The organism is Pantoea sp. CFCC18177, from assembly GCF_059412425.1.
The window spans coordinates 106,565-127,215 of record NZ_JBNBPL010000014.1; the positions used below are offsets into that span (position 1 = coordinate 106,565).

Annotated in this window: 14 protein-coding genes and 1 pseudogene; all 15 read right to left on the reverse strand. The window is 56.4% G+C overall.

Annotation, left to right across the window (positions count from 1 at the left end; translation table 11 throughout):
* Nucleotides 1-12 precede the first annotated feature (12 nt).
* The 15 genes and pseudogenes from tssE to ACPUC8_RS15765 all read right to left on the reverse strand — a co-directional run bounded on the left by tssE (nucleotide 13) and on the right by ACPUC8_RS15765 (nucleotide 20,603).
* On the reverse strand, nucleotides 13-468 hold the full coding sequence (gene tssE, locus ACPUC8_RS15695) for a type VI secretion system baseplate subunit TssE (protein WP_494926775.1): 456 nt from the start codon (nucleotides 466-468) through the stop codon (nucleotides 13-15).
* Complete coding sequence (gene tssJ, locus ACPUC8_RS15700) at nucleotides 465-1,010, reverse strand: type VI secretion system lipoprotein TssJ (protein WP_494926777.1); 546 nt, start codon at nucleotides 1,008-1,010, stop codon at nucleotides 465-467. Before tssJ ends, tssE begins: the two co-directional genes overlap by 4 nt.
* Complete coding sequence (gene tssG, locus ACPUC8_RS15705; protein WP_494926778.1) at nucleotides 988-2,067, reverse strand: type VI secretion system baseplate subunit TssG; 1,080 nt, start codon at nucleotides 2,065-2,067, stop codon at nucleotides 988-990. Before tssG ends, tssJ begins: the two co-directional genes overlap by 23 nt.
* Entirely contained in the window at nucleotides 2,031-3,878 is a 1,848-nt protein-coding gene (tssF, locus tag ACPUC8_RS15710; RefSeq protein ID WP_494926779.1) for a type VI secretion system baseplate subunit TssF, read from the reverse strand. Before tssF ends, tssG begins: the two co-directional genes overlap by 37 nt.
* Before the next feature lie 53 nt (nucleotides 3,879-3,931).
* Entirely contained in the window at nucleotides 3,932-5,515 is a 1,584-nt protein-coding gene (gene tssA / locus ACPUC8_RS15715; RefSeq protein WP_494926780.1) for a type VI secretion system protein TssA, read from the reverse strand.
* The gene (locus tag ACPUC8_RS15720; RefSeq protein WP_494926781.1) at nucleotides 5,512-8,925 is read right to left on the reverse strand and encodes an ImcF-related family protein; all 3,414 of its coding nucleotides are present in this window, start codon (nucleotides 8,923-8,925) and stop codon (nucleotides 5,512-5,514) included. The genes tssA and ACPUC8_RS15720 overlap by 4 nt, the downstream gene beginning before the upstream one ends.
* Complete coding sequence (locus ACPUC8_RS15725; protein ID WP_494926792.1) at nucleotides 8,918-10,042, reverse strand: KPHS_23130 family T6SS system protein; 1,125 nt, start codon at nucleotides 10,040-10,042, stop codon at nucleotides 8,918-8,920. Before ACPUC8_RS15725 ends, ACPUC8_RS15720 begins: the two co-directional genes overlap by 8 nt.
* A gap of 2 nt (nucleotides 10,043-10,044) precedes the next feature.
* Nucleotides 10,045-10,302, reverse strand: coding sequence for a PAAR domain-containing protein (locus ACPUC8_RS15730; RefSeq protein ID WP_494926782.1), 258 nt, complete (start codon nucleotides 10,300-10,302; stop codon nucleotides 10,045-10,047).
* A 23-nt stretch (nucleotides 10,303-10,325) separates the two neighbouring features.
* Nucleotides 10,326-12,764, reverse strand: a complete 2,439-nt coding sequence (locus tag ACPUC8_RS15735; protein WP_494926783.1) for a T6SS phospholipase effector Tle1-like catalytic domain-containing protein — start codon at nucleotides 12,762-12,764, stop codon at nucleotides 10,326-10,328.
* Nucleotides 12,752-13,294, reverse strand: coding sequence for a Tli1a family immunity protein (tli1a, locus tag ACPUC8_RS15740; protein ID WP_494926784.1), 543 nt, complete (start codon nucleotides 13,292-13,294; stop codon nucleotides 12,752-12,754). The genes ACPUC8_RS15735 and tli1a (ACPUC8_RS15740) overlap by 13 nt, the downstream gene beginning before the upstream one ends.
* Nucleotides 13,282-13,797: a Tli1a family immunity protein gene (tli1a, locus tag ACPUC8_RS15745; protein ID WP_494926785.1), complete on the reverse strand. Its 516-nt coding sequence runs from the start codon at nucleotides 13,795-13,797 to the stop codon at nucleotides 13,282-13,284. The genes tli1a (ACPUC8_RS15740) and tli1a (ACPUC8_RS15745) overlap by 13 nt, the downstream gene beginning before the upstream one ends.
* Nucleotides 13,798-13,820: 23 nt before the next feature.
* Nucleotides 13,821-14,582, reverse strand: coding sequence for a toxin Tle1 chaperone Tla1 (gene tla1 / locus ACPUC8_RS15750; RefSeq protein ID WP_494926786.1), 762 nt, complete (start codon nucleotides 14,580-14,582; stop codon nucleotides 13,821-13,823).
* A gap of 117 nt (nucleotides 14,583-14,699) precedes the next feature.
* The gene (locus ACPUC8_RS15755; RefSeq protein ID WP_494926787.1) at nucleotides 14,700-17,075 is read right to left on the reverse strand and encodes a type VI secretion system Vgr family protein; all 2,376 of its coding nucleotides are present in this window, start codon (nucleotides 17,073-17,075) and stop codon (nucleotides 14,700-14,702) included.
* A gap of 68 nt (nucleotides 17,076-17,143) precedes the next feature.
* Nucleotides 17,144-19,747 carry a type VI secretion system ATPase TssH gene (gene tssH / locus ACPUC8_RS15760; RefSeq protein WP_494926788.1) on the reverse strand — a complete coding sequence of 868 codons (2,604 nt, stop codon included), beginning with the start codon at nucleotides 19,745-19,747 and terminating at the stop codon, nucleotides 17,144-17,146.
* A gap of 374 nt (nucleotides 19,748-20,121) precedes the next feature.
* Nucleotides 20,122-20,603 (reverse strand): annotated as a pseudogene (locus tag ACPUC8_RS15765) (Hcp family type VI secretion system effector).
* Nucleotides 20,604-20,651 lie beyond the last annotated feature (48 nt).

The following is a 20,651-nucleotide window of genomic DNA, read 5'->3' on the forward strand; positions in this document are numbered from 1 at the left end:
TGCCTTCCTTGTTTAACGCGTCAATCCGTTACCCACTAACTGCTGTTGCTTCAAGTGACGCAACAGCACCCTGCCCTCGGGCTGAAACTCGGTGCCAAAGCGTACCAGCCCCACTTCTGCGAGTTCAGCGTCAATCGCGTAACGTAATTCACCAGGGATGGTTTGTTCTAGCAGAGACACGTTGATGCCTTTCAGCCGTGGTTCATATTTCAGCAGGACTTCGGACAGGGTGAACAGCAGCTGATGCGCCGTACCCGGCATACCCTGCAGGATGCGTGTCATATCCGGCAAACCGTAATCAGGGATGTGCGCGATGGAGCCAGCACGAGTGTTGAGGATGCGCTGCATGTTGTCGAGGACGGAGAGGATGACCTGGTCCTGTTCGCTGACGGCGCCGAGTTCCAGGCCGCCGGTGAAGTGGCCCTTCAACAGCTCATACAGCGACGGCTGGCGGTGGCTGGCACTCATTTTTTATCCTCCGCGATCAGCCGCAGGCTGTGGCTGCTCAGCTCAATCACGCGCGGCTTGTCGGGATCCAAATCGTTGCGCTCCAGTACCTGCCGCCAGCTGTTTTTCGCCATATCCGGCTGCTGGAACAGCGCCACCACCGCCACATATTTCGCCTCTTTTTCCATTGGCACATTCAGTGACACGTCACCGCCCGGCGTCAGCACCACATCCCGGTCGGCCAGCAGTTCGGCCTTAAGCACGTCCGCCGCATCCCCGGTCAGTTGCTGGTACACCGCACCATCAAATGCCTTGCGATCGCGTAACTGGAATACGCGCACCATGACCGGCTGCGACAGTGGATTATGCTCACGGCTGTCGCTGTTGAGGCTCTCGCGCGCGGTGAAATCGAGATGCAGTGTTTTGATCTGTTTGTAGAATACCGCCTCAAAGGCGTATGCAGTGCCGTCGCTGACGGACTGCTGCAGCCCGCAGGCTGACAGCGTGAATGCCGCGATGACGGCCAACAGGCCGCGGGATTTAGTCGAAATGGTAATGGACACGTCGTTGTTCCTCACAGGGTGTCACCGGATCCATGCCGGCATAACAGCCGAGCTCCGTAGTAAAGGTTTGGGGAAGTTCTGAGGTGGTAACGTCCGCCCCCAGCACGCCGGTCATGCCTAGCCAGAAAGGGGCATCGCCCAGTTCTGGCGGAGCCAGCAGTGACGTTTCCAGGCACAGCCTGATGCGCGCCCGGTAGCGCCAGCCGAGGTAAACACGCAGCATCACCAGAAAATCCTGATACAGCCGGCCCTCCGGCAGCCAGCGCTGCGCCTCATCGGGGTTGGCTGTGGTCAGCGTAATCAGCAGCTGGCTGCTGGCATCCATCGCCTCGTCGCCCAGCGGGCGATTGCCGTCCAGCACAAAGCCTGCGTCATCGGTAAAACCCAGCGGCTGCGCAACGGAAACCGGCCGCAGGCAGTGCGGGCTGACGGTCACAGCCGTTCCCGGCGCCAGCAGTCGTACCAGCGCCCACACGCCCTCTTCCGTTCTGGCAGGCTGGCGCAGTACGCCCAGCAGCGCCAGAAAGCGGGATACCGGCGTAGCGATGTGTTTGCCCGTACCCGGAATACCCAGCCCCACCAGCCCGAGCAGCGACTGCGAGGTATTGTCAGTGCCACCCGGTGCAAAGGTCGCCGGATAGGAGTACTTACGCCAGATGCGGTAAAACTGAGTGAGCATGCGGTGGTTGAAGATATCGAGGAACCCTTGCAACGCCTCATGCCCCTCCCGGCGCTGCGCGATATCATCGATGTAGCTGCCCGGCAGCGGCGAGTCCACGCCATACAGTCCAAGAAAAGTGGTGCGCACCACCGGCGGAGTTCCCGGGTCATCATCACTGTATTCCACTGACCTCAGTTCACTCGCCGGAAACCCCATGCCGGGATGTGGCAGCAGACGCACCACATCATTGCCCGGCTGGCTGGTGCTGCCCAGCGGCGGCTTATCGGGATGCTGATGCTCGATAAGCTGACAGAAGCGGTAAAAATTCATCCGCGTCAGCGCCTGCTCCATCCGGGGCGTCAGCCGGAGATGCGGCGGTTGTGCTTCTCTTCCCATTCGAGGCGCTCTCCGGTTGGCTGCAGGATCAGTATCAGGCGGTTAAACAGGTGAATATCGGTGTAGAGGGCAAAAAAGCGGCTCAGCATCTCGCCAAACAGGCAGATATCCCCGCTGCCGGCAAAGCCGCTGCTGTCGAGGGTGATTTCTATCTGCACGCCGCGCAGCAGGTAGCCTTGCTCAAAGCGCTCGGTCTCTTTGTGGCAGACGTGCTGAATGGCCTCCAGGCGGCGGCGGTTCATTTCGCTGTTGGTCCAGTCATACAGCGCCAGCGTGCCGCGTAACACATCCGCGTTATCCATCATCCACAGGAAGCTGGACCCGAGATGGCTCAGTACCCGCCAGTGGAAGCGGTCGCGGCTCGGAGGATAGCGCGGTAGCGTGGGAGCGAAGAGGTTACGCACCTGGATGGCGACATCGGTGCTGCTCACGGCGGTGTCCAGCAGCGTGCTCTGCAGGGCACGGCGGGGCAGCTGACCGTTGGTGCCGGTCACGCTCACCGACAGGCTTTCGTTCTCCGCAACAGTGTGATTATCAAAGGCTTCGCCACCCAGGATCAGCCAGGTTTCATGCAGGCCGGATGCGCCACGCCGCACGCGGGTGTGGTAGTAATGCTCTGGGGCTTCATGACGCAGCATGCCCCCCTTGTGGCGGAAGCTGCTGAACGGAACGTAATGCTCTCTGCCCGACGAGATAACCGTATTGACGGCGTAGATTTCGGTGTGCCCGTCCTGCACACGCATGGGACGCAGCAGGTATTCCGTCTGCAGGCCGTTAATGGTCAGCGGGTCTGACTCCAGCGCAAACAGGTTAATCACCGGCACGGTATTGAGGCGCAGGTGCTTCTCACTGAAGCGGAAATCATGCTCCCAGCGCTGCGCCAGCACCACCTCGACTTCAAACCACGGCAGCGCAGCCGGCAACTCTACGGTTTCCAACCCACGCAGGTTCACCGCCATGAACTTCTCGCGGAAGGTGAAATATTCCAGCAGCAGTTGATAGCCGCTGAAACTGCCCTCATCCCCCGGCCAGAGCCGGTCGCCTTCGCTGAAACCCTGCGCGCTGAAGTGTCCGGCAAACGGACGCGCGTCCGTTTCGCCGGGCAGGTGCAGCGTCATCTGCGCCACGTTCAGGGTGAGCGCTTCATGCAGCGCGCAGGCGAGCGGAGCATCCCCGTTGAGATACAGTGGGATCTGACTGAGATCGAGGCGGCGCCAGTCGGCCAGCGGCCCGCCGTTGAATCGCATGCAGACAACCGACNCATCCCCGTTGAGATACAGTGGGATCTGACTGAGATCGAGGCGGCGCCAGTCGGCCAGCGGCCCGCCGTTGAATCGCATGCAGACAACCGACCGACCGGCCGAGTCCGTGGTCAGACGCACGGTTTCCAGCGCCAGTGGCAGCACCGTGATGTCCCGCGTGGTGGTGTAGCGGCAGCGGGTGCATTTTTCACCCACCGGACGAGACATCACTTCAAAGCCGCGCGCCAGCCGCATCGGCTCCTTCAGCTCACGCCAGTCCGGGGTGAACTCCACAACTGACATAGAGGGTATGGTGCGCAGGTAATGGGGCCACAGCAGGCTGACCAGCCCTTCGGTCAGTTCTGGCAGGTCATCGTCCAGCTTTTCACGCATGCGCCCCATCATGAAGGCAAAGCCTTCAAACAGGCGTTCTACGTAAGGGTCGCGGGCACCGGATTTGTCGAGGTTGAGCATCGCCGCCTGCTCGGGGTGGGCCCGGGCGAATTCTTCACCGGCTTCCAGCAGATAGCGCATTTCGGCGTCGTAATAACGCAGGGTTAAGTCGTCCATGGATTCACACAGGTTGTATTCAGCAGAACGCTGAAGAAAGAATGATTCGGGGGTTAACTGCAGAGAACGGCGGCGCGGGACGGATCGAGGGCAATAAGCCCGGACAGCAGCGCGTCCATTTCCGGCTGCAACCGCTGCTTATCGCTCTCACTGCGCGCCGCTTTACCGCGTAACAGCTTCAGCCGCCGCGCCCGCACCTCAAACATAAATTCCGGTGACCACTGTGCTAACGTCATGCGTTCACCGTGTTGATTGAGCTCATCCAGCAGATGCAGCGCCATTTCACTCCGGCCACACTGCTCGCACAGACGCGCCATCAACAGTCGCACCAGCCACTGCTCTCGGGCAGATATCACACCCGGTCGTGCCTGCAACCAGCTGAGTGCGGCATCCAGACCGTCCGAGTCAGCTCTTTCAAGCGCCTCGCTTTCCAGCGCCAGAATATCATCGTCATGCGCATTTACCGGCAGTGAGGGCTCGCTGTCCCACATACCCGCAGCTGGATCGCTCATCACTGACTGTGCAATCCAGCTGCGGGTCACCTCATCAGCAAACGGCGTACCGTCGTCAAAACATAACGTTTCAAGCCCCGGCACGCGAGACAGCAGGCCGCGAAGGTCCTGTTGCAAAATGGAATTGACCGGATGTCCGCTGTGCAGTCGGCTGTGCGCTTCAAACGCGTACCACTGCAAATCAAACCACAGGTGGTTGACCCCCTGAGCGAACAGCGAATCGGTCAGCTCCAGCAACTCCATCCAGCTCTGCTGCAGATACAGACGCTTGAGCAGGGACAGGCTGTCAGGCTTGGGCGGCTTAAGCCGCGTATTGCCGTTGTCATACAGCGCTGGCAGTCGGGTAATGGTATCCCAGCGCACGCTTTTCATCAGATGGTGTGCGGCCAGCCATCCCTCAGGCTGCTCACGAAGATATTTCGCCAGCAGCTTCGCCTGATCCATCAGCGCCTGGCCGGTCGCGACAGGAGTCAGTTGCACTGCAGCAGACTCTGCAACCGGCTGTCCGCTGCTGTTCTGCGGTACCACGCTGTCTGCCCCTCCGTTTTGTGCCAGCCTGACTTCCAGCGCCTGCAGCAGCGGAGAGAGGAGCGGACGCTCCTCCTCATGCAGGGCGTCATGTACCAGTAGCAGCGCGCCACAAATACGGCGCGTCAGCGCGAGGTCCGCTTCGGGCCAGAGCGAAAGCGAGTCAGTCACGCGTGTACTGCCAAGCCACGTCAGCGCGGCCAGGCGACTACGGGCACGGTGTGGATGCAGCGCATCGCCGAAGTGTTGCAGCATCCCGGCCAGCAGCTCCAGTCCCTCGGCGAGGCCGCGTTCACCGTCCTGATGCAGTCGGGACCAGAGATAAAAAGTGAGTACACGAAGGTCTTTACTGACCGATGTCAGTAATGCTTCTGACAGCGAGCTAATCAGCGCCGTGTCCACGCCGGACAGCTTATTCACTTCTTCACGGATCTGCTGAAACTGCTCATTGTAGGTCGGGTCTTCCCCTGTCAGCGATTCGCCACTGACGGGACTGAGCCACCCCGCCCAGTCCTCCAGATGGCGCTGTGCAGCATCCTTCAGGCTGTCAGCATCTGCACCACAGGCGTTTATCAGCGCATTCAACGTAGCAGTCATTCTGCTCCCTCTCCTTCAGACACAGTTCCATCAGGCACGCTGTCACGTGCCGCCATGGCCTCCGACGCGCTGGCTGCATCAACGGTAAAAATGTTATCCGGCAGCCTGAAACCACGCAGCCGCAGGAGCGCCAGCGGACCGTCACCCATCTGCGTGCGCAGCAGCCAGGTCAACTGCCGCTTATCCGGCGTGCTGAATCTGAGCAGCCAGCGGCTGCGGTCAAGGCGTTCGCGTTTGCCCTGCTCGAGCCAGCGGATAAAGCCCCAAGTCCCCGGATAATCACCGTAAATCTGCGCGCTGCTCCTGACGCCTGTCCAGGTCAGTAACATGCCCTGTCTGACGCTGTCACCCGGCCAGCGCATCGACTGCCATGCGGGCATCTGGTTGAAGTAGTGCAGAGGCTGACCATCCAGCATCAGTTGCGTTTCCACCACGTCTGGCGTAGCCCTTCCCTGAAGTTCAAAACTGATACCCTGCGCCCCGTCGGTGAACAGGATATCGGCGAGTTCACGCAGCTGATTAACAGCCTTCAGGAAGGCCGGATTGAACGTCAGTCCCTGACTGTGCGCCGCATCAGGCACCCAACTGCTGCCCTCTTTCTGCAGCACGCCCCCAAGACGGCTGCTCAGGAAGCTGTCGATACGCCCGGCATCACCGCGAATAAACTCGGCCAGCATCGGCAGTGACGCATCGCTCTGGCTGGCGGCAAACGGGTAACGCCCGTCGAACGCAGTACGCCAGTTCTCCACAATCGAGCGCTGCCACTGCGCGTTCAGGCTCACCGCAGAAGGCTGCAGGATGGTTTCCCACGCCTGCGTCAGCGGCTGCACAAACATCGTCTGACCAAACCCGCTCCACTCCTCGCCGAGGCTCGCCGCCATCAGGCTGCCATACTGCTGCGTGTCCGTCAGGTCAACGCTCTTGCCCTGAAACACCGTCTGCGCCAGCGTCTGAAGCATTTCCTGCGGGTCCGGCGCGGCGGCGACCTGTTGCAGGCGCAGGCGGACACGGGTAATGCGGGTCAGGTAGGTCTGCAGCGTAAGACTGCTGTCAGCTGAAGCCAGCTGCGCGCCATTGCCTTTGCCCGTCAGCACCAGTATTGGTCCAAAGGTCGCATCCAGCGGCCCCTCTGGCCCGGAGGCTTTCTGGCTGATAACCGGCTTCTCTTTGCGGTTAATCAGGTCCTTCGCGGAGTTAATCAGCGTGTCAGACAGCGCCTCACGCTGCTGTCCGGTCTGTCCCTGCCACGCCAGCGTATTCATCAGGGCAATCAGCGGGGACTGACGCACATCACTCATCAGGGTGAGCTGATCGGTGACGTCGGCGATGTTGCTGGTCGGGTTCAGGCGGATACCATTGAGGAAATTAAGCCAGCTGGCAGCAAAATCACTGAAATAGCACTCGCTGAGACGGGCCTGCAGCGCTTCAGGAGAGATATACTGCGTCACCGCGTTTCGGTTATCACTCAGCACCCAGTCAATCTCATCACGCCGGGCGTTAGCTGCTTTTTCAATCTCTTCGCGCACACTGCCTTCCCACGCCTGACGGGTAAAGACGCCGGGTATCGTGCCATCGGAGCTGAAGAGCCTGGCGGCATCGGTGCCGGAGGTCAGGTCCTCAAGTGTCAGGTCAGCATAGTTGCGCCGCACCGCCTGCAGCATGTTCTGATACAGCGTCATCTCGGCGTTACGCTGTCCGGCCTGCATCAGCAGCACCTGACGCGCCTGAGATAACAACGCGGGATCTGGGCGGATTGACCAGCTCGGTTGCGTCGGCAGCATGGCGGCATAAAACTGCCATAAATCCGGGGCCAGGCTCTGCCAGAGCGCATCCGAAATGCCGCTATGCCGGGGCTGCACGGCAGCCATGGTCTTCGCGTAAAACACAGGGTCTGCCTGCTCAGGACGGGCCATCATAAGCCATGCTTTAAGCTGGTTATAACCGGACTGAGCCAGCGTAGCGCGTAATGGGCTGGCCGCCGGTAGTCCGGCGAGTCGCGTCAGCTTCTCCTCCAGCGCCGCCCGCGCAGGGGCGTGGATCATCCTGCCTGCGGTCAACCCGTACCAGGGCAGCAGCGCATCATAAAGTTCCCGCGTGTGGTTAAGGCCAAAGCGCTGATACCAGGGGATACCCTGCGCCAGCCAGTGCTGCTGACGCCCCAGATCGTTTCGCAGGGTGTGCAGACTCATCAGTTGTTCGTCACTGACTGTGCGGGTGGCAGCAAGCGCACGGGCACGGGCACGTTCGGCCATATCAATGATTTGCTGGCGATTGAGCAAAAATGACGCCAGGCTCCCCGTCCCCCAAGTCAGCATCACGACCATCAGTGACCAGGCCAGCGTTTGCTGCCATGGCAGGCCGGTGCGGTGCCCCTTCATACGGTCTGAGGCAATCCCCTGCCAGAGCGCACTGTCAGCTAATGCATGTGGATGCACGCTGTCGGGCGCAGGCTTTGTAGCCGGCAGGCTGAACATCAGGCCGCGCAGTAAGCTGCGCTGCGCCGGGTCCAGCCACGGCGTTAAGCGCTGCTGCCAGGCCAGGCTTTCACCGCTGGCAAACTGCTGCGACAGGCGCAGCAGCCAGTCGTGGCTGAGGCTGTGATCGACCTGCGCTAAGCCGCGTTCACGCAATGGAGCGACCAGGCTTTCGAGCTGCTGAGCAACATCTTCCGGCAGCGCTTTGGCAGGAAACACTGCGCCTACCGCGTTGCTTTCACGCTCTGGCTGCGGCCAGTCACTGTGTCCAAGCTGCCAGATCCACACCGGCGCGCGCCAGCGCAGCGCGGTGGCCACCTTTTCCAGCGATCGCATCACCGCATCACTTTTCTGCGGCGTTAAAACGGCACCGTCCGCCTGAACCAGCACGATGCCATCCAGCGGTCGACTGCGACGCAGCTTACGCAGCGCAGCATATTTTGCCGTATCCACGTCAGCCGGGAGGTTGCCGCCATAGATCAGCACGGTTCGATTCCCTTCCAGCCAGGTATTTTTGCGCAGACCCGGCGCTAATTGATCGACGGCCACGTCGTCGCCGACGACCAGCAACAGGCGCACTTTTTTACGCCATAGCCAGCGGTAACGCGCGCTGAGCTGCTGACGTAATGTCCGCAGCGTTTCCCAAGCACTATTTTCCGTAACCGCTTTTTGAGACGTTGCAGGTTCTGAACTGACTGAGCGTTTAATCCATAATCGCCAGCCCATTACCGCAATCACGACCAGGCTACCTGCCAAGATCCAGACCAAAAAGCTGACCAACAATAATGGACGAAGCTGCTGCCATTCCGTGGTGAGTTGTAAAGAGATCCACCACCAGAGTGCGCTACCGAAGAGGTCAAGTAATGTTATGAAGATAAAGAAGAGTGCTACGGTTGCCACCGGTGAGATCGCGGCGGGCTTTTGAACCTTATCCATAGGTTTTAACGATTCCCGTGGTGTAACCTGCAACCGGATCGCGAGCAATCCAGCCGCTAGGTTTTCCTTGCTGTTGCGTATTAAGTGCGGCGAGTGAGATGGCAACCAGCGCTTCCGTACCTCCCGTTCTTCCCCAGTTGCCGTCCTGAAGATGATGCGTCAGATTCCAGCCGCAGGCAGCAGGCATATCATTTTCAGGCAGCGCGAATAGCAGGCAGGCCTCAGGCGGATCGCTTATTTGGCTTTGTTCCAGGGCGCGGACACAGGCTGCAGAAAGTGCACCTGCGTCACCTGAATGGCAGATTTCACCACGGGTTAACTGCACCTCACCTACACGGCCAAGCAACCAGAGTACGGCTGCTTCGCCAGCGGGCAGATCACCACTAGCAGCACCCGATTGTGATCCGCTACCGGCAATCAAAATGGTTTGATCGGTTGTCGCATCGGCCATCTTCTCGATAGCTACTGACAACGAAGCCTCCCCGCGCCAGCACTCAGGATATTCAGGTAATGAAAGCTCGGGAAAGGTTACTGATGCCTGCTGAATGAAAGCCTGCCAGGCCTCTTGCGTTCCCTGCCAGAAACAACGTTGCGGCGATGAGCAAAGCGGATCCGGTCGTTGTTCCCGCCACTGCAAAACCAACAGACGCGCCAGCTGAGTTTCGCGTGCGCTTTGGCTTTTATTGACGACCTGAGGTAAACGTAGAGCCTGCCCATTTAATTCCGCTACAGGTTGCAGCGGACGATGCTCACGCAGCAACAACCGATACCAGTGCTGCGGCTCACTACCCGCAGGGCCAAGCAACACAACATCCTGAAGCCCTGCCGCCTGACGATGCTGGCTCCACCATTGCTGTTCTTCATATTTCACCAGTTGTTGATGAAAACTGCAGTTATGCCATGCGCAGCGATACCACAACATGCGTGTGAGCCAGACCATCAATAGCAGCAACGTGATAGCAGCCGCTACCGCAAACGTGTTTACACCCCGCTGTTCTGCAGGAGTCAGCAGAACAATAACCGCAGAACTGAAGGATATCAGTGCAGCGCCAGCCATCATCCAGCGTTTGTTATTAGGCGCGGCGGGTTCTGAACGTGGTGTAAAGGAGGGCGGCATTCTCACGATGCAATACCGCAATCCGGGAATGAACTGACCAGGGTACAACCGCAGGCGCATTTATGTCCATGTAGCGCAACTGGCTGGCCGTCAACTTTTGCCAGTGAACTGCCTTCAGCGATATTCGTTATACCATGTTTATTACATTTTACCGGATCACCAATGACGGCAATCCCTTTACCAAAACAGAGATAATGTCCTGCCAGTACTTTGCCGCCATATTCACGCAGCGTATCGCCTTGACGAATGACATTTGCCATAGTGTTGTCCTTAATTAGAGATATTATACAGATTCTGTTTTGGGCGCATTTTCCCAATCAAGTAGTATCGAATGCTTCGCCATCACCATATTTTGCTCGCTCGCTGACGTTTTATATTTCGCAACAACCTCTCCTGGATTATGCGTAAATTGTTGCTGTAGTGCAGCATCAGGCAACATAGGAATAGGTTCATTCGTCTGCACATCACGTATTACGATCTCGTGTGTTGTTAAATCTGAAGTTGCAGTCACTTCAGACATTTTCTTAATGTCTCTTTTTTTCTTCAAGCTGACAATAATTCCTAGCGGTGGAGACACTGCCCCAACAACATCACCGGCTATCACCAATGGAGATAATGATTTGTTACTCTTATCGCCAAAATAGATCATCCGGTAGCGGAAATATCCGCCCCATGGTTCGCGTGTACCTAAGGCGGCATACAAGAACCAGGCACGAGAATCATGCACCTGGTCATCAAACAGTGATCGGACTAAACCAGATGGATTGTTTGCCGTGCGGGATTCATCGGAAAACGGAAAAAGCAGGCTATACATGACATCTCCTTCCGTTCTCATTTTTTTAAACTCCGCGACTTCATCATCCGTGTTAAGAAGGAAAATGGTGCGTCCAACTAAATTATCGATAACAACCTGTGCTGTGCCGTTTTGTGTGCGAAATTTCCCATGATAATCTTCACGGAATTCACGCGCGGCTTCTTTTAGTTGCTGCTTCGCCAGATCCGGATCGAAATCCTTAGGACCGACGGGCATCAGCATGTTGTCTAGTTCTTGTTTTGAATATTTATATTTAGCAATGGTTCTTTCTGACTCGACCTCCTTCTGTTTTTTCTGTTGGGTCTCTTTTGAAATTTTGTACTGTTTGGGATCGCTGTCGCTATTCGTTGCAACCTTGTAGAAGCGTGCATCAAGGAAAGTCTCTTTCTCATAGCGACCAATACGCCAGCCGGTGATCCATGCCATTTGATCTTCAATGACCTCTTCCAAACAAGTAGAAGATCGAACCGGTGCATAATCTGCGGCTTCGTAAGAATTGAAGTGCTTAGGCGTAGATTGGTTGAGGGTGTATTCTCGCCAAGCGTTGAATCTTACACTTAATTCAGGTGACACAGCAAATTGCTCAACTAAATCCGGAGCCATAGACCTCCAATCATCTTTTTTAAGTAAGAGGGGCAAATTAGCTTTAGGTGCTTTCAGTGGCGAACCAGCTTTAAATGCTTCTGAGTAAAGATCATTTAAAACAATTTGAGAAATTAATAAACCATCATTAGGTGCAATTGCCTTTCCCTGATCACCGGGTGGATATCCTCCACCAACATCCGAGTGCATACCTGGATAGATGACTTCAACGCTGTTGGCCGGATATTTCCCATTTCCCCGGCGGATGGAATCCAGGGGAAAGCAGAGACGTTGTTCATGCGACGAAACAAAATGTGCACAGCGTTTAATTAAGCCGCCGTAAGTCTCCTCATCGGGTAATTCCATGGTGTCATCTGCCCACGCCATATGGCCTTCCGCAAAGGGTGCTACATGCGCAACACCGACAGATGCCACCGTATCAAGCAAACCAAGGAACTCAACGCTGATAGGAATTTTTAGCTCTTCAATGGCTAAGCATTGCTCAGGTTTGGTATTTTCTGACTCAGGGGGGGGCAGCAGCTCAGTAAGCCAACGAACAAAAGCACGCGCGGTTGCTGCACCGCGAGAAAACCCATAAATATACATTTTTATGCCGAGCAATTTCGGCTTACCTGGCTCAGGTTGCTCAACCGCAGACTTCAGTTGAGATTTAAGTGAACGCAGCTGTTTGGTGAATTCTTCATAGCGATTGTGACTGCCACCGTATCCCAGCCTTTCCCAGGTAGTGCCCATATTGGCAATTGCCTTACGAGCTTCCGCATTGCTCATCCACTGGTCTTGCAGCACAAATTTCAGCACATCAATAATACGTAAAAGTGCCCAGTTAATACGTTCTTCCCCCATATGCGCCAGCGCCAACCCAGTAGCGCTGTAATCAAGATCGTTCACTTCCGGAAATGGCGTACCAACTCCCGGCAGATAAAATTTAAAATATTTATCAGACCCGCTTTCACTAGAATCAAAAAGACCACTCTTATCTCTACCAACGCCACCGGCGTAGCCGCTTCCAATCGTCGCCTGAAATAAGCGCACGATATTTGTTGGATGCTTTGGATTGGATAAATAGAGATCGTTATTAATATTATTTCCCGTCCCGTCAAAGAATATGCTGATATGCAATGTTTTGCAGCAGGGTGGCTCCACGCGTTGCCCGGCAGCGACACACAATTCTTGCCGATAGGCTAATTCCTGACTGTCCTGCTTTTTACAATTTCCGCCAACCAAGGAAGCTGAATCCGGTAAACGCCCTTGCGGTGGAAAAGGAGGAGGATACCAGGCTAAATCTTTTTGAATTACTTTGGACATACTACAGGCTCCTTCATCCTTAAAGGCTCTTTGATTGGGTAATTGGCATGACTCGGTGACCAGCAACTGTTTGTCACTTTCACTTCATCACAAGGAAGGAAATGCACAGTAATACCGCAAGTGTCCTCACCATTATAATCAGGAATCAGAATTGATTTACTATGTTGCCTCTTCTGCGCATGATTTTTTTTTGTCCAAGCTAAATATTTATCCCAATCGGCAAAACCAGGAAAATCATCTGAAGAACCTACCCCGGTTTCCCAATCAATTTTGACCGTCATTCCCGGTTGCCATTTTTCAGGCACACCAAAACAACAGCCACCACCTCCGCCCTGATAAGGACCAATGATATCAATTCCAGACTGACCGTTAACGCTGAAATGATTGATTGCCCAATGAGTATGATTAATGGCCTTAATCACCCCCGCGCCTCCACTGGCAGCATTAGTATCAGGTGGAGCGCAGGATGAAATCAGGAACACAAGGGTTAAACAAACGAATCGTATAAAATGAGTATTCACTTTGGACATACTGCAGGCTCCTTCATCCTTAAAGGCTCTTTGATTGGGTAATTGGCATTACTCGGTGACCAGCAACTGGTTGTCACTTTAACTTCATCACAGGGAAGAAAATGGATGGTGATACCGCATGTGTCCTGACCTCTATAATCTTGAATTGAAACTACTTTACTAAATTTCCGATCGTTCTTTTCCATCAATTTCAACCAAGTTTTGTATCTCTCTCTATCAGCAAAGCCTGGAAAACCATCTGTTGATGCTTCACCTCTTTCCCAATCAATTTTGACTGTCATTCCCGGCTGCCATTTTTCTGGCACACCAAAACAACATCCGCCGCCGCCGCCCTGATAAGGCCCAATAATATCAATTCCAGACTGGCCGTTTACGCTGAAATGATTTATTGCCCAGTGAGTATGATTAATGGCCTTTATCACACCATTTGCCTGAGCGCTCGGTTGTAACGTGAAGAGTAAAAAACTCATGACTAAAAGATATGAATAACGATTCATTTTCATTGCTAGCTCGTTCCTTTTATCATTTAGGTAGCAGACAATGCAGATAGTTTATCCGCCACCCAGCGCTCACGATCATCATCCAGAATTAGCCCCTTATCTGTTGCCTCGCACATACCTTGATAGCAAACATTGAATAACGCTTCATTGGTTAGGTTGACAGAGATTTCAATTTGTTGATAAGCCAGCATGATATTGACATCACACACACACATCAGATATTCCAATTGCCTGTCGCTGAGATCGATATGCACAATATTTTCACCGAGTACTGGTGGAGAACCATTCCCGGCTATTAACTGTGGAATACCATCTCGATTTATCCAACTCCAAAACATAACAGGCCTGTGAAGTTGTGCTTTTTGCTCATCGTTGAGCAAATTAGCAGCAAGAAGCGGGAACAATCGGGGATCATAAAAACGCAGAATTCCTGGGCGACTTTCATGTCTGGCATCAATACATTTCCTTAACCAATTGGCCAATAAATCTATCGGCCAAAGGGAACATAATGCTAATAACACATTACGATTAGAAATCTCAGAACTTAGATCACCAATCCACTGGCGCTGCTGTGCATTTTCTAATTCAATGCACACTAACAGTGGCGCATCATCTAGCACACTTTCTTCCGGAAGCCCTTGCCACAAAGATTGCCACTCTACAGATAAGGCATTGCAAGCTGGAATAATCGATAAATCCATCCCCGCTTGGTCAATGATAAGGTAAAGGTTTTTAACTTTAATTTTTCGACACTGGCCTTCAAGTTTAGAAATCCATTCCCCTGCCATGCATTCATCCCTTATTAATTAAAAATATAGACTATATGAATAGATAGCCGCCATTTGATTATTCATAAAATAGCGGTCAGAGGTAATATTCACGCTTAAACGTGATTGAATTTTTTGTCATCGCGGAATAAATCCTTGCGCCCGTTCCTGCGCACGCTTAAGGCACCCTTTACATACCGATGAAGGTAATTCAGGTAGAGGAAAATCTTCACTGGCAGGTCCTTGCCAGTCATGCTGTCCTTTGAGACTCATTAAACCCGGCCCATGTATTTCGATATCACCCTGCGGCGTTAGCCTGATATACGCACCACCACAACCAATCGTAATGCCATTTTTGGCCGTAAGTTGCAGATGGCCTTGCGTGGACTGCACGGTGACATCTTTTAGCGACGTCAATGAAAGCGTATCGGCGTGAGATTCAACCGCTAACGGACCTTTCGCCGAAACCAGTCGCATACCCTCCTGCTGGGCAAGCAGCGATATTCCTTTCGATGCGTTGGCTGATAATCGCTGTGCACTGACAAGATTAACTTCACCCAGGCTTTGTAAATAAAGCCCCTTGCCACTGTTAAGCAACATACCTTCCGGCGTCACGGCACCGATACCTTCAGGTGCGCTAAGCAGCATGGCTGAACCTTCCAGCTCATCGGTGCTTTTTAGCAGTGAGGTTAACGGATCCACATCTGGCGGAAAGCTGAGGTGCGTCTGAGTAATGCTTCCCCATTCTGTCAGCTGATTTATTGCCCCTTTTAACAAGCTGATCGGTTGCTTCATTTCCAGCGCATCGCCCTGCGCCGCCGCCTGCCCGTCCGCGCTGATAAACAACCCTTTGTTTGCGCGGATGGCCCCCCAGCTGTCGGTACGCAGCTCAAACCCTTCCCCACGCTTCTGCTTCTCACCATCCACCAGATGGCCGAGGTTCAACTGACTCTTACCGCCGTACTCGGTGCTGAGCTTGATGTGCTCCTGACCGCGCGTGTCGTCGAGCCGCAGCTTATTGTTCGCCGGGGTGCGCAGCACGTTGCGCTTGTAGTTACGGATGGTGACGTGGTCGCCGCGCGACGAGTCGTGTAGAACGCCCGCAATATAGGGCCGGTCCGGATTGCCGTGCTCGAAGCCAATCGCCACTTCCGTGCCCGCCAGTAGTGGCAGGTGCAGGCCGTAGGTGTCTCCCGCGTACGGTCGGGACTGGCGCACCCATAGGCTTTCAAAGCCGGTTTCCCAGCCTGCGCGGTCAAACAGCATGTTGACGCGGTAGCGCCCGTCGCGGTCAATATGGCCGTAGGTATCGTTCACGGTGGTGCTGGTGACGCGCGCCGGTAAGGTGCCCGCCATCACCGGACGCGGGGCCGGTTCCGGCCGGAAGCTGTAGCGCCCCCCGGCCGGGATGGCCTCAAACGCCGTTTCCATGCTGCTGTCACGGGCCGCGCGGCACACCAGCGCGGTGATGACCACGCCGTCGCGGAACGTATCCGTCACGTGCGCGCCGCCCCTGACCCGCACCACGGTGCCCGGCGTCAGTGAGGCGCAGGTCGAAGTGGCGCTGAGCTGAGTCTGCCCGTTGAGGTAGCGCTCGTGTCGCAGGCGGGCATAAAACGCCCCGCTTTCACTGGCAGGGTGATCGCTGTAGGCCTCACCGGCCTGCAGGTAGTTATCCGCCCAGTGATAGGCCTCGCCGCAGGTGGTGTCATCGCCGCCGGTGACGTCGGCCTGGGCGTTCATGTCGGCCAGCGCGTCGCGGTAGTTGTAGTCGCGGGTGCTGACGGTTTTCTCCACCACCTGATAGCGGCTTGCCATCGCCCACACCGACTCCACGCTGTCATCGTGCAGGCCGGACGGCGGCACCGCCGGCAGCGTCAGGCCCGTCACGTAGCCCTGTGGGCCGTCATAAAACTCCACCACGTCAATATTGAGGCGGGTGTCGGTGGTGAAGCGGAACCAGATGCCCACCTCTGCCAGCAGACGCGTGACAAAGCGCAGGTCGTCTTCATCGAACTGCATCACCTGCTCGCGCTTCGGGTAGTCGCGGCTGAGGTTAAATACGAAATCCTGGCCGCGCATGCCGTGTCGGTCGCGCAGGATGGCTTCCACAATCTGCGGCACCGACTTGTCCTGCCAGATGGCGTTCTGCCGGTTACGCGCCAGCAGCGCCAGCCGCGGCTGCAGCGTAATGGCGTAGCGCGCTTCATCGGCCGACACGCCCAGCGCCTCAAAACCGGTCACCACGCCCTGCACCTCGCGCAGCGGCTCAGGTTCCGGCAGGTACGCGGCCTGGACGACGGAGGTCTTCAGCATCAGCGCCGCCGTTTTCAGCAGCATGGCCTCACGGCCCAGTTGTTTATCGACGCTGGTAAAGGTGATGTGCCAGCTGAAGGGTTCGCTCAGCGACTCATGCCCGGTGAAGCTGAGTACGTCGAGTGGAGAGGAACATTCGCGCACGGTCAGGTGGTGATGACTGTGGCTGAAAAGCGTCGTGAGTGCATCCGATGCCATGAAAACTCCTTATTACTGGGGGGCGAACGGCCTGACTTATATCTACAGGTCGCAACAGAAGGCGAGGCTCAGAAGGTGAAGGCAATGTCTCCGTCACCATTCATCTCCATCCGGATACAGTCAGGCATGCGCCCGGCAGCGCGTTGCTCAAGCAGCAGCTGGCTCAGCGCAGGCAGCACCTGCTGATTCAGCAGGCTGTCAACGTTGCGCGCACCGGTGTCCGGCAGCAGGCAGGCAGCAGTCAGTGCGTCATACAGCTCGTCCGTGATTTCCGTGTGTAGCCCGTAATGGCGTTGCAGCCGCTGGCTCACCTGCTTCAGCTTCATCTCCACGATGATGCGCATAGCCTCGCGCGCCAGAGGGCGGTAAATCACCGTCTGAAAGCGCGCCAGCAGCGCGGGCTGGAAGTGGTCGCGCAGTATTGGTCGCAGGCACTCCTGCAGCTCGGATTCGTTGGATTCCGGTGCCTCCTCCAGCTGCTGCATCAACTGGTCGCTGCCGAGGTTCGAGGTCATCAGAATCACCGTGTTGCGGAAGTCGATTTCTCGCCCTTCGCCGTCACGCATAAAGCCACGATCAAACACCTGGTAGAACAGGTTAATCACGTCGCAGTGCGCCTTCTCGACCTCATCGAGCAGCACCACGCTGTACGGGCGCTTGCGCACGGCTTCGGTAAGGATGCCGCCCTGACCATAGCCGACGTAGCCCGGCGGCGAGCCCTTCAGCTGGCTGACGGTGTGCGCTTCCTGATACTCGCTGAGGTTAATGGTGATCAGCGACTTCTCGCCACCGTACAGCAAATCGGCCAGCGCCAGCGCGGTTTCGGTTTTGCCTGTGCCGCTGGTGCCGACCAGCAGGAACACGCCCTGCGGGCCGTTTTCAGCGGTGAGACCGGTTTTCGAGGCGCGCAGGCGCTGGGCAATGGCTCTGAGGGCGGTATCCTGCCCGACCACACGAGTGCCAAGCTGGTTTTCCAGCGCCAGCAGCTCTGCCTGCTCATCCTTCATTAATGAGGAGAGCGGCACGCCGGTCCAATCCGCAATCACCCCCGCTACGACGCGCGCGTCCACGTCCAGCGTCAGCAGCGGTTCGCCCTGCTGCAGGGCATGCAGCGCACTTTGCAGCTCTGTGTGACGTGCCTGCTGCGCGCGGTCGATGCGGCTCGCCAGTAGCGTCTGTACCAGCTCGCGCTCGGCGGCGTAGCTCAGCTCCAGCTGCTCCAGCCGCTCATCGCCTTCAGCCAGCTCGCGCGTAATGTCGCTGATGCGCTTGTCGTCCACCGCACCGCCCAGCTCCGCGTCATCCAGCAGCGCGCGCTTTTCGGTGTGCAACCCGTCCAGGCGGGCGCGCAGCAGCGTGATGCTCTCCGGCACCGTGTCCTGGCTCATGCGCACGCGCGCGGCGGCAGTGTCGAGCAGGTCAACCGCCTTGTCCGGCAGTTGACGTCCGGTAAGGTAGCGGCGCGACAGCGTGACGGCGGCGCGCACCGCCGCATCGGTGATGTGCACGCCGTGGTGTTCGGCGTAGCGGGATTTGAGGCCGCGCAGCATCAGGCAGGCGGTGTCGTCGTCCGGTTCGTCAACCTTGACCATCTGGAAGCGGCGCTCCAGCGCGGCGTCCTTCTCGAAGTACTGCTTGTACTCGCTCCAGGTGGTCGCGGCAATGGTGCGCAGCTCGCCGCGCGCCAGCGCTGGCTTGAGCAGGTTGGCCGCGTCCGCCCCGCCCGCCTGATTGCCCGCACCGATGATTGTGTGCGCTTCATCGATAAACAGCAGCACCGGATGGGCGGACTGCTGTACGTCGGTGATGATGTTCTTCAGGCGCTGCTCAAACTCGCCCTTCACGCCTGCGCCCGCCTGCAGCATACCGAGGTCGAGGGTGTGCACGCTCACCAGCTTGAGGCTGTCCGGCACGTTGCCTTCGGCAATCCGCAGCGCCAGGCCTTCGACCAGCGCGGTTTTTCCCACGCCCGGCTCGCCGACCAGAATCGGGTTATTTTTGCGGCGGCGCGACAGGATATCCACCATCTGGCGGATTTCGTTGTCGCGACCAAACACCGGGTCAATGTTGCCGCTGCGCGCGTCGGCGGTGACGTCGCGGGTGAAGCGCGCCAGGGCTTCGGCGGCTGAGATTTTGGTTTCCCCCACCGTTAAAGGATGATCGATGGCACTCACTGGCATTTGCGGCTGCAAAGCATCTGAACGCTCTTCCGACTGCGCGTCGAGCATAGGTTGTAAGCGATTGAGTTGACTCATTCGCAGGCTCAACAGCGGCCATAATCCCTCACAACGCACCAGAGACGGTTGTTCAGCCAGTGCCATCAGCAGATGCACACTGCGGATCTGTGGATTGCTGTCGGCTGCGGAGGCCATCAGCCACGCCTGTTTCAGCAAGGATTCAAGTGAGGATGAGAGCTGCGGGCGGCCGCGCACTGTCCGAGGCTGCCGGTCAAGAAATGCCAGTAAATCCTGCCAGATGGCATTCATGTCCCACTCGTAACGACGGGCAAGCACGGTAATGTCGCCTTCGCCCTGTTCCATGAGCTTCAGCAACCAGTGCTCGGGCTGGATTTCCACGTGGGCGCGGGTCTGACACAGCGAAGCAGCGGCTTCCAGCGCCTGCGCGCAGAACGGGTTAAGGCGACGCAGCAGTACGGCTGAATGACTGTCCATAGCAAAGTTCTCCTGGGTTGGGCACGCTACCGCCCATCGCCGTAAACCGAGGCGCATAAGGTCAGCAGGTTGAAAGGTAAAAATGACTTGTGGCTTAACCCGAGGTGGATGAAGTCAGAAGGCATCTGGCGTCGCGTGTAGCAATCAGTTGACTCTGGAAGGTCAACACCGCGCAATGAATTGCCCCGCTACGGAATGTGCGCTGTATAAATCCTGTGCCGGACTAAAAAACAGCCCGGCAGAGGAGGATTACGCTAAATAGTTCGTGTTGTAGCAAGGCGGCAAGCGAGTGCAGCCCCGGGAGCTTACATAAGTAAGTGACCGGGGTGCGCGAGCGTAGCCAACGCCGCTACGGCGCGAAATATGAAGCGTAATCACGCGGTGGCGCGTTCGTTCCACGAATCGGAGTGAATAATGTTGCCGTCTTTATAGGTCCAGGTGATTTTTTCGTAGCGCAGCTCAATCTGCTCCAGATGGTTATGCTTCTCCTTGGTAGGATCCTTGATGTCGTGCATCAGCGGATTCACCTTCACCACCTTCACGTTCTCCAGTTTGGTGTTGAAGTACTCCACTTCCTGGCCTGCATCACTGATGCGGTACCATTTGAATTCGGCGGACTTCAGCGTCTGGCCGGTAGTCACCGCCTTGTAGAGATACGGGCTGGATGCATCGATCTCCTTGGTGAACAGGAACGGCGTGTGGATACGCGTGCCGGTCAGCTTGCCGGTGTTGTTGTCGGTCGGGATGTACAGGTTGTGTTGTTGCGCCACCACTTCGATGCTGCCTTCACGGTCCTGCACGTCTGGACTGAACCCATAATGTTGGACTGTAAAACGACATAATGGGGATAAATCATGAAGCCCAAATATTCCACTCAATTCAAGTTAATGGTCGTGCGTTACTT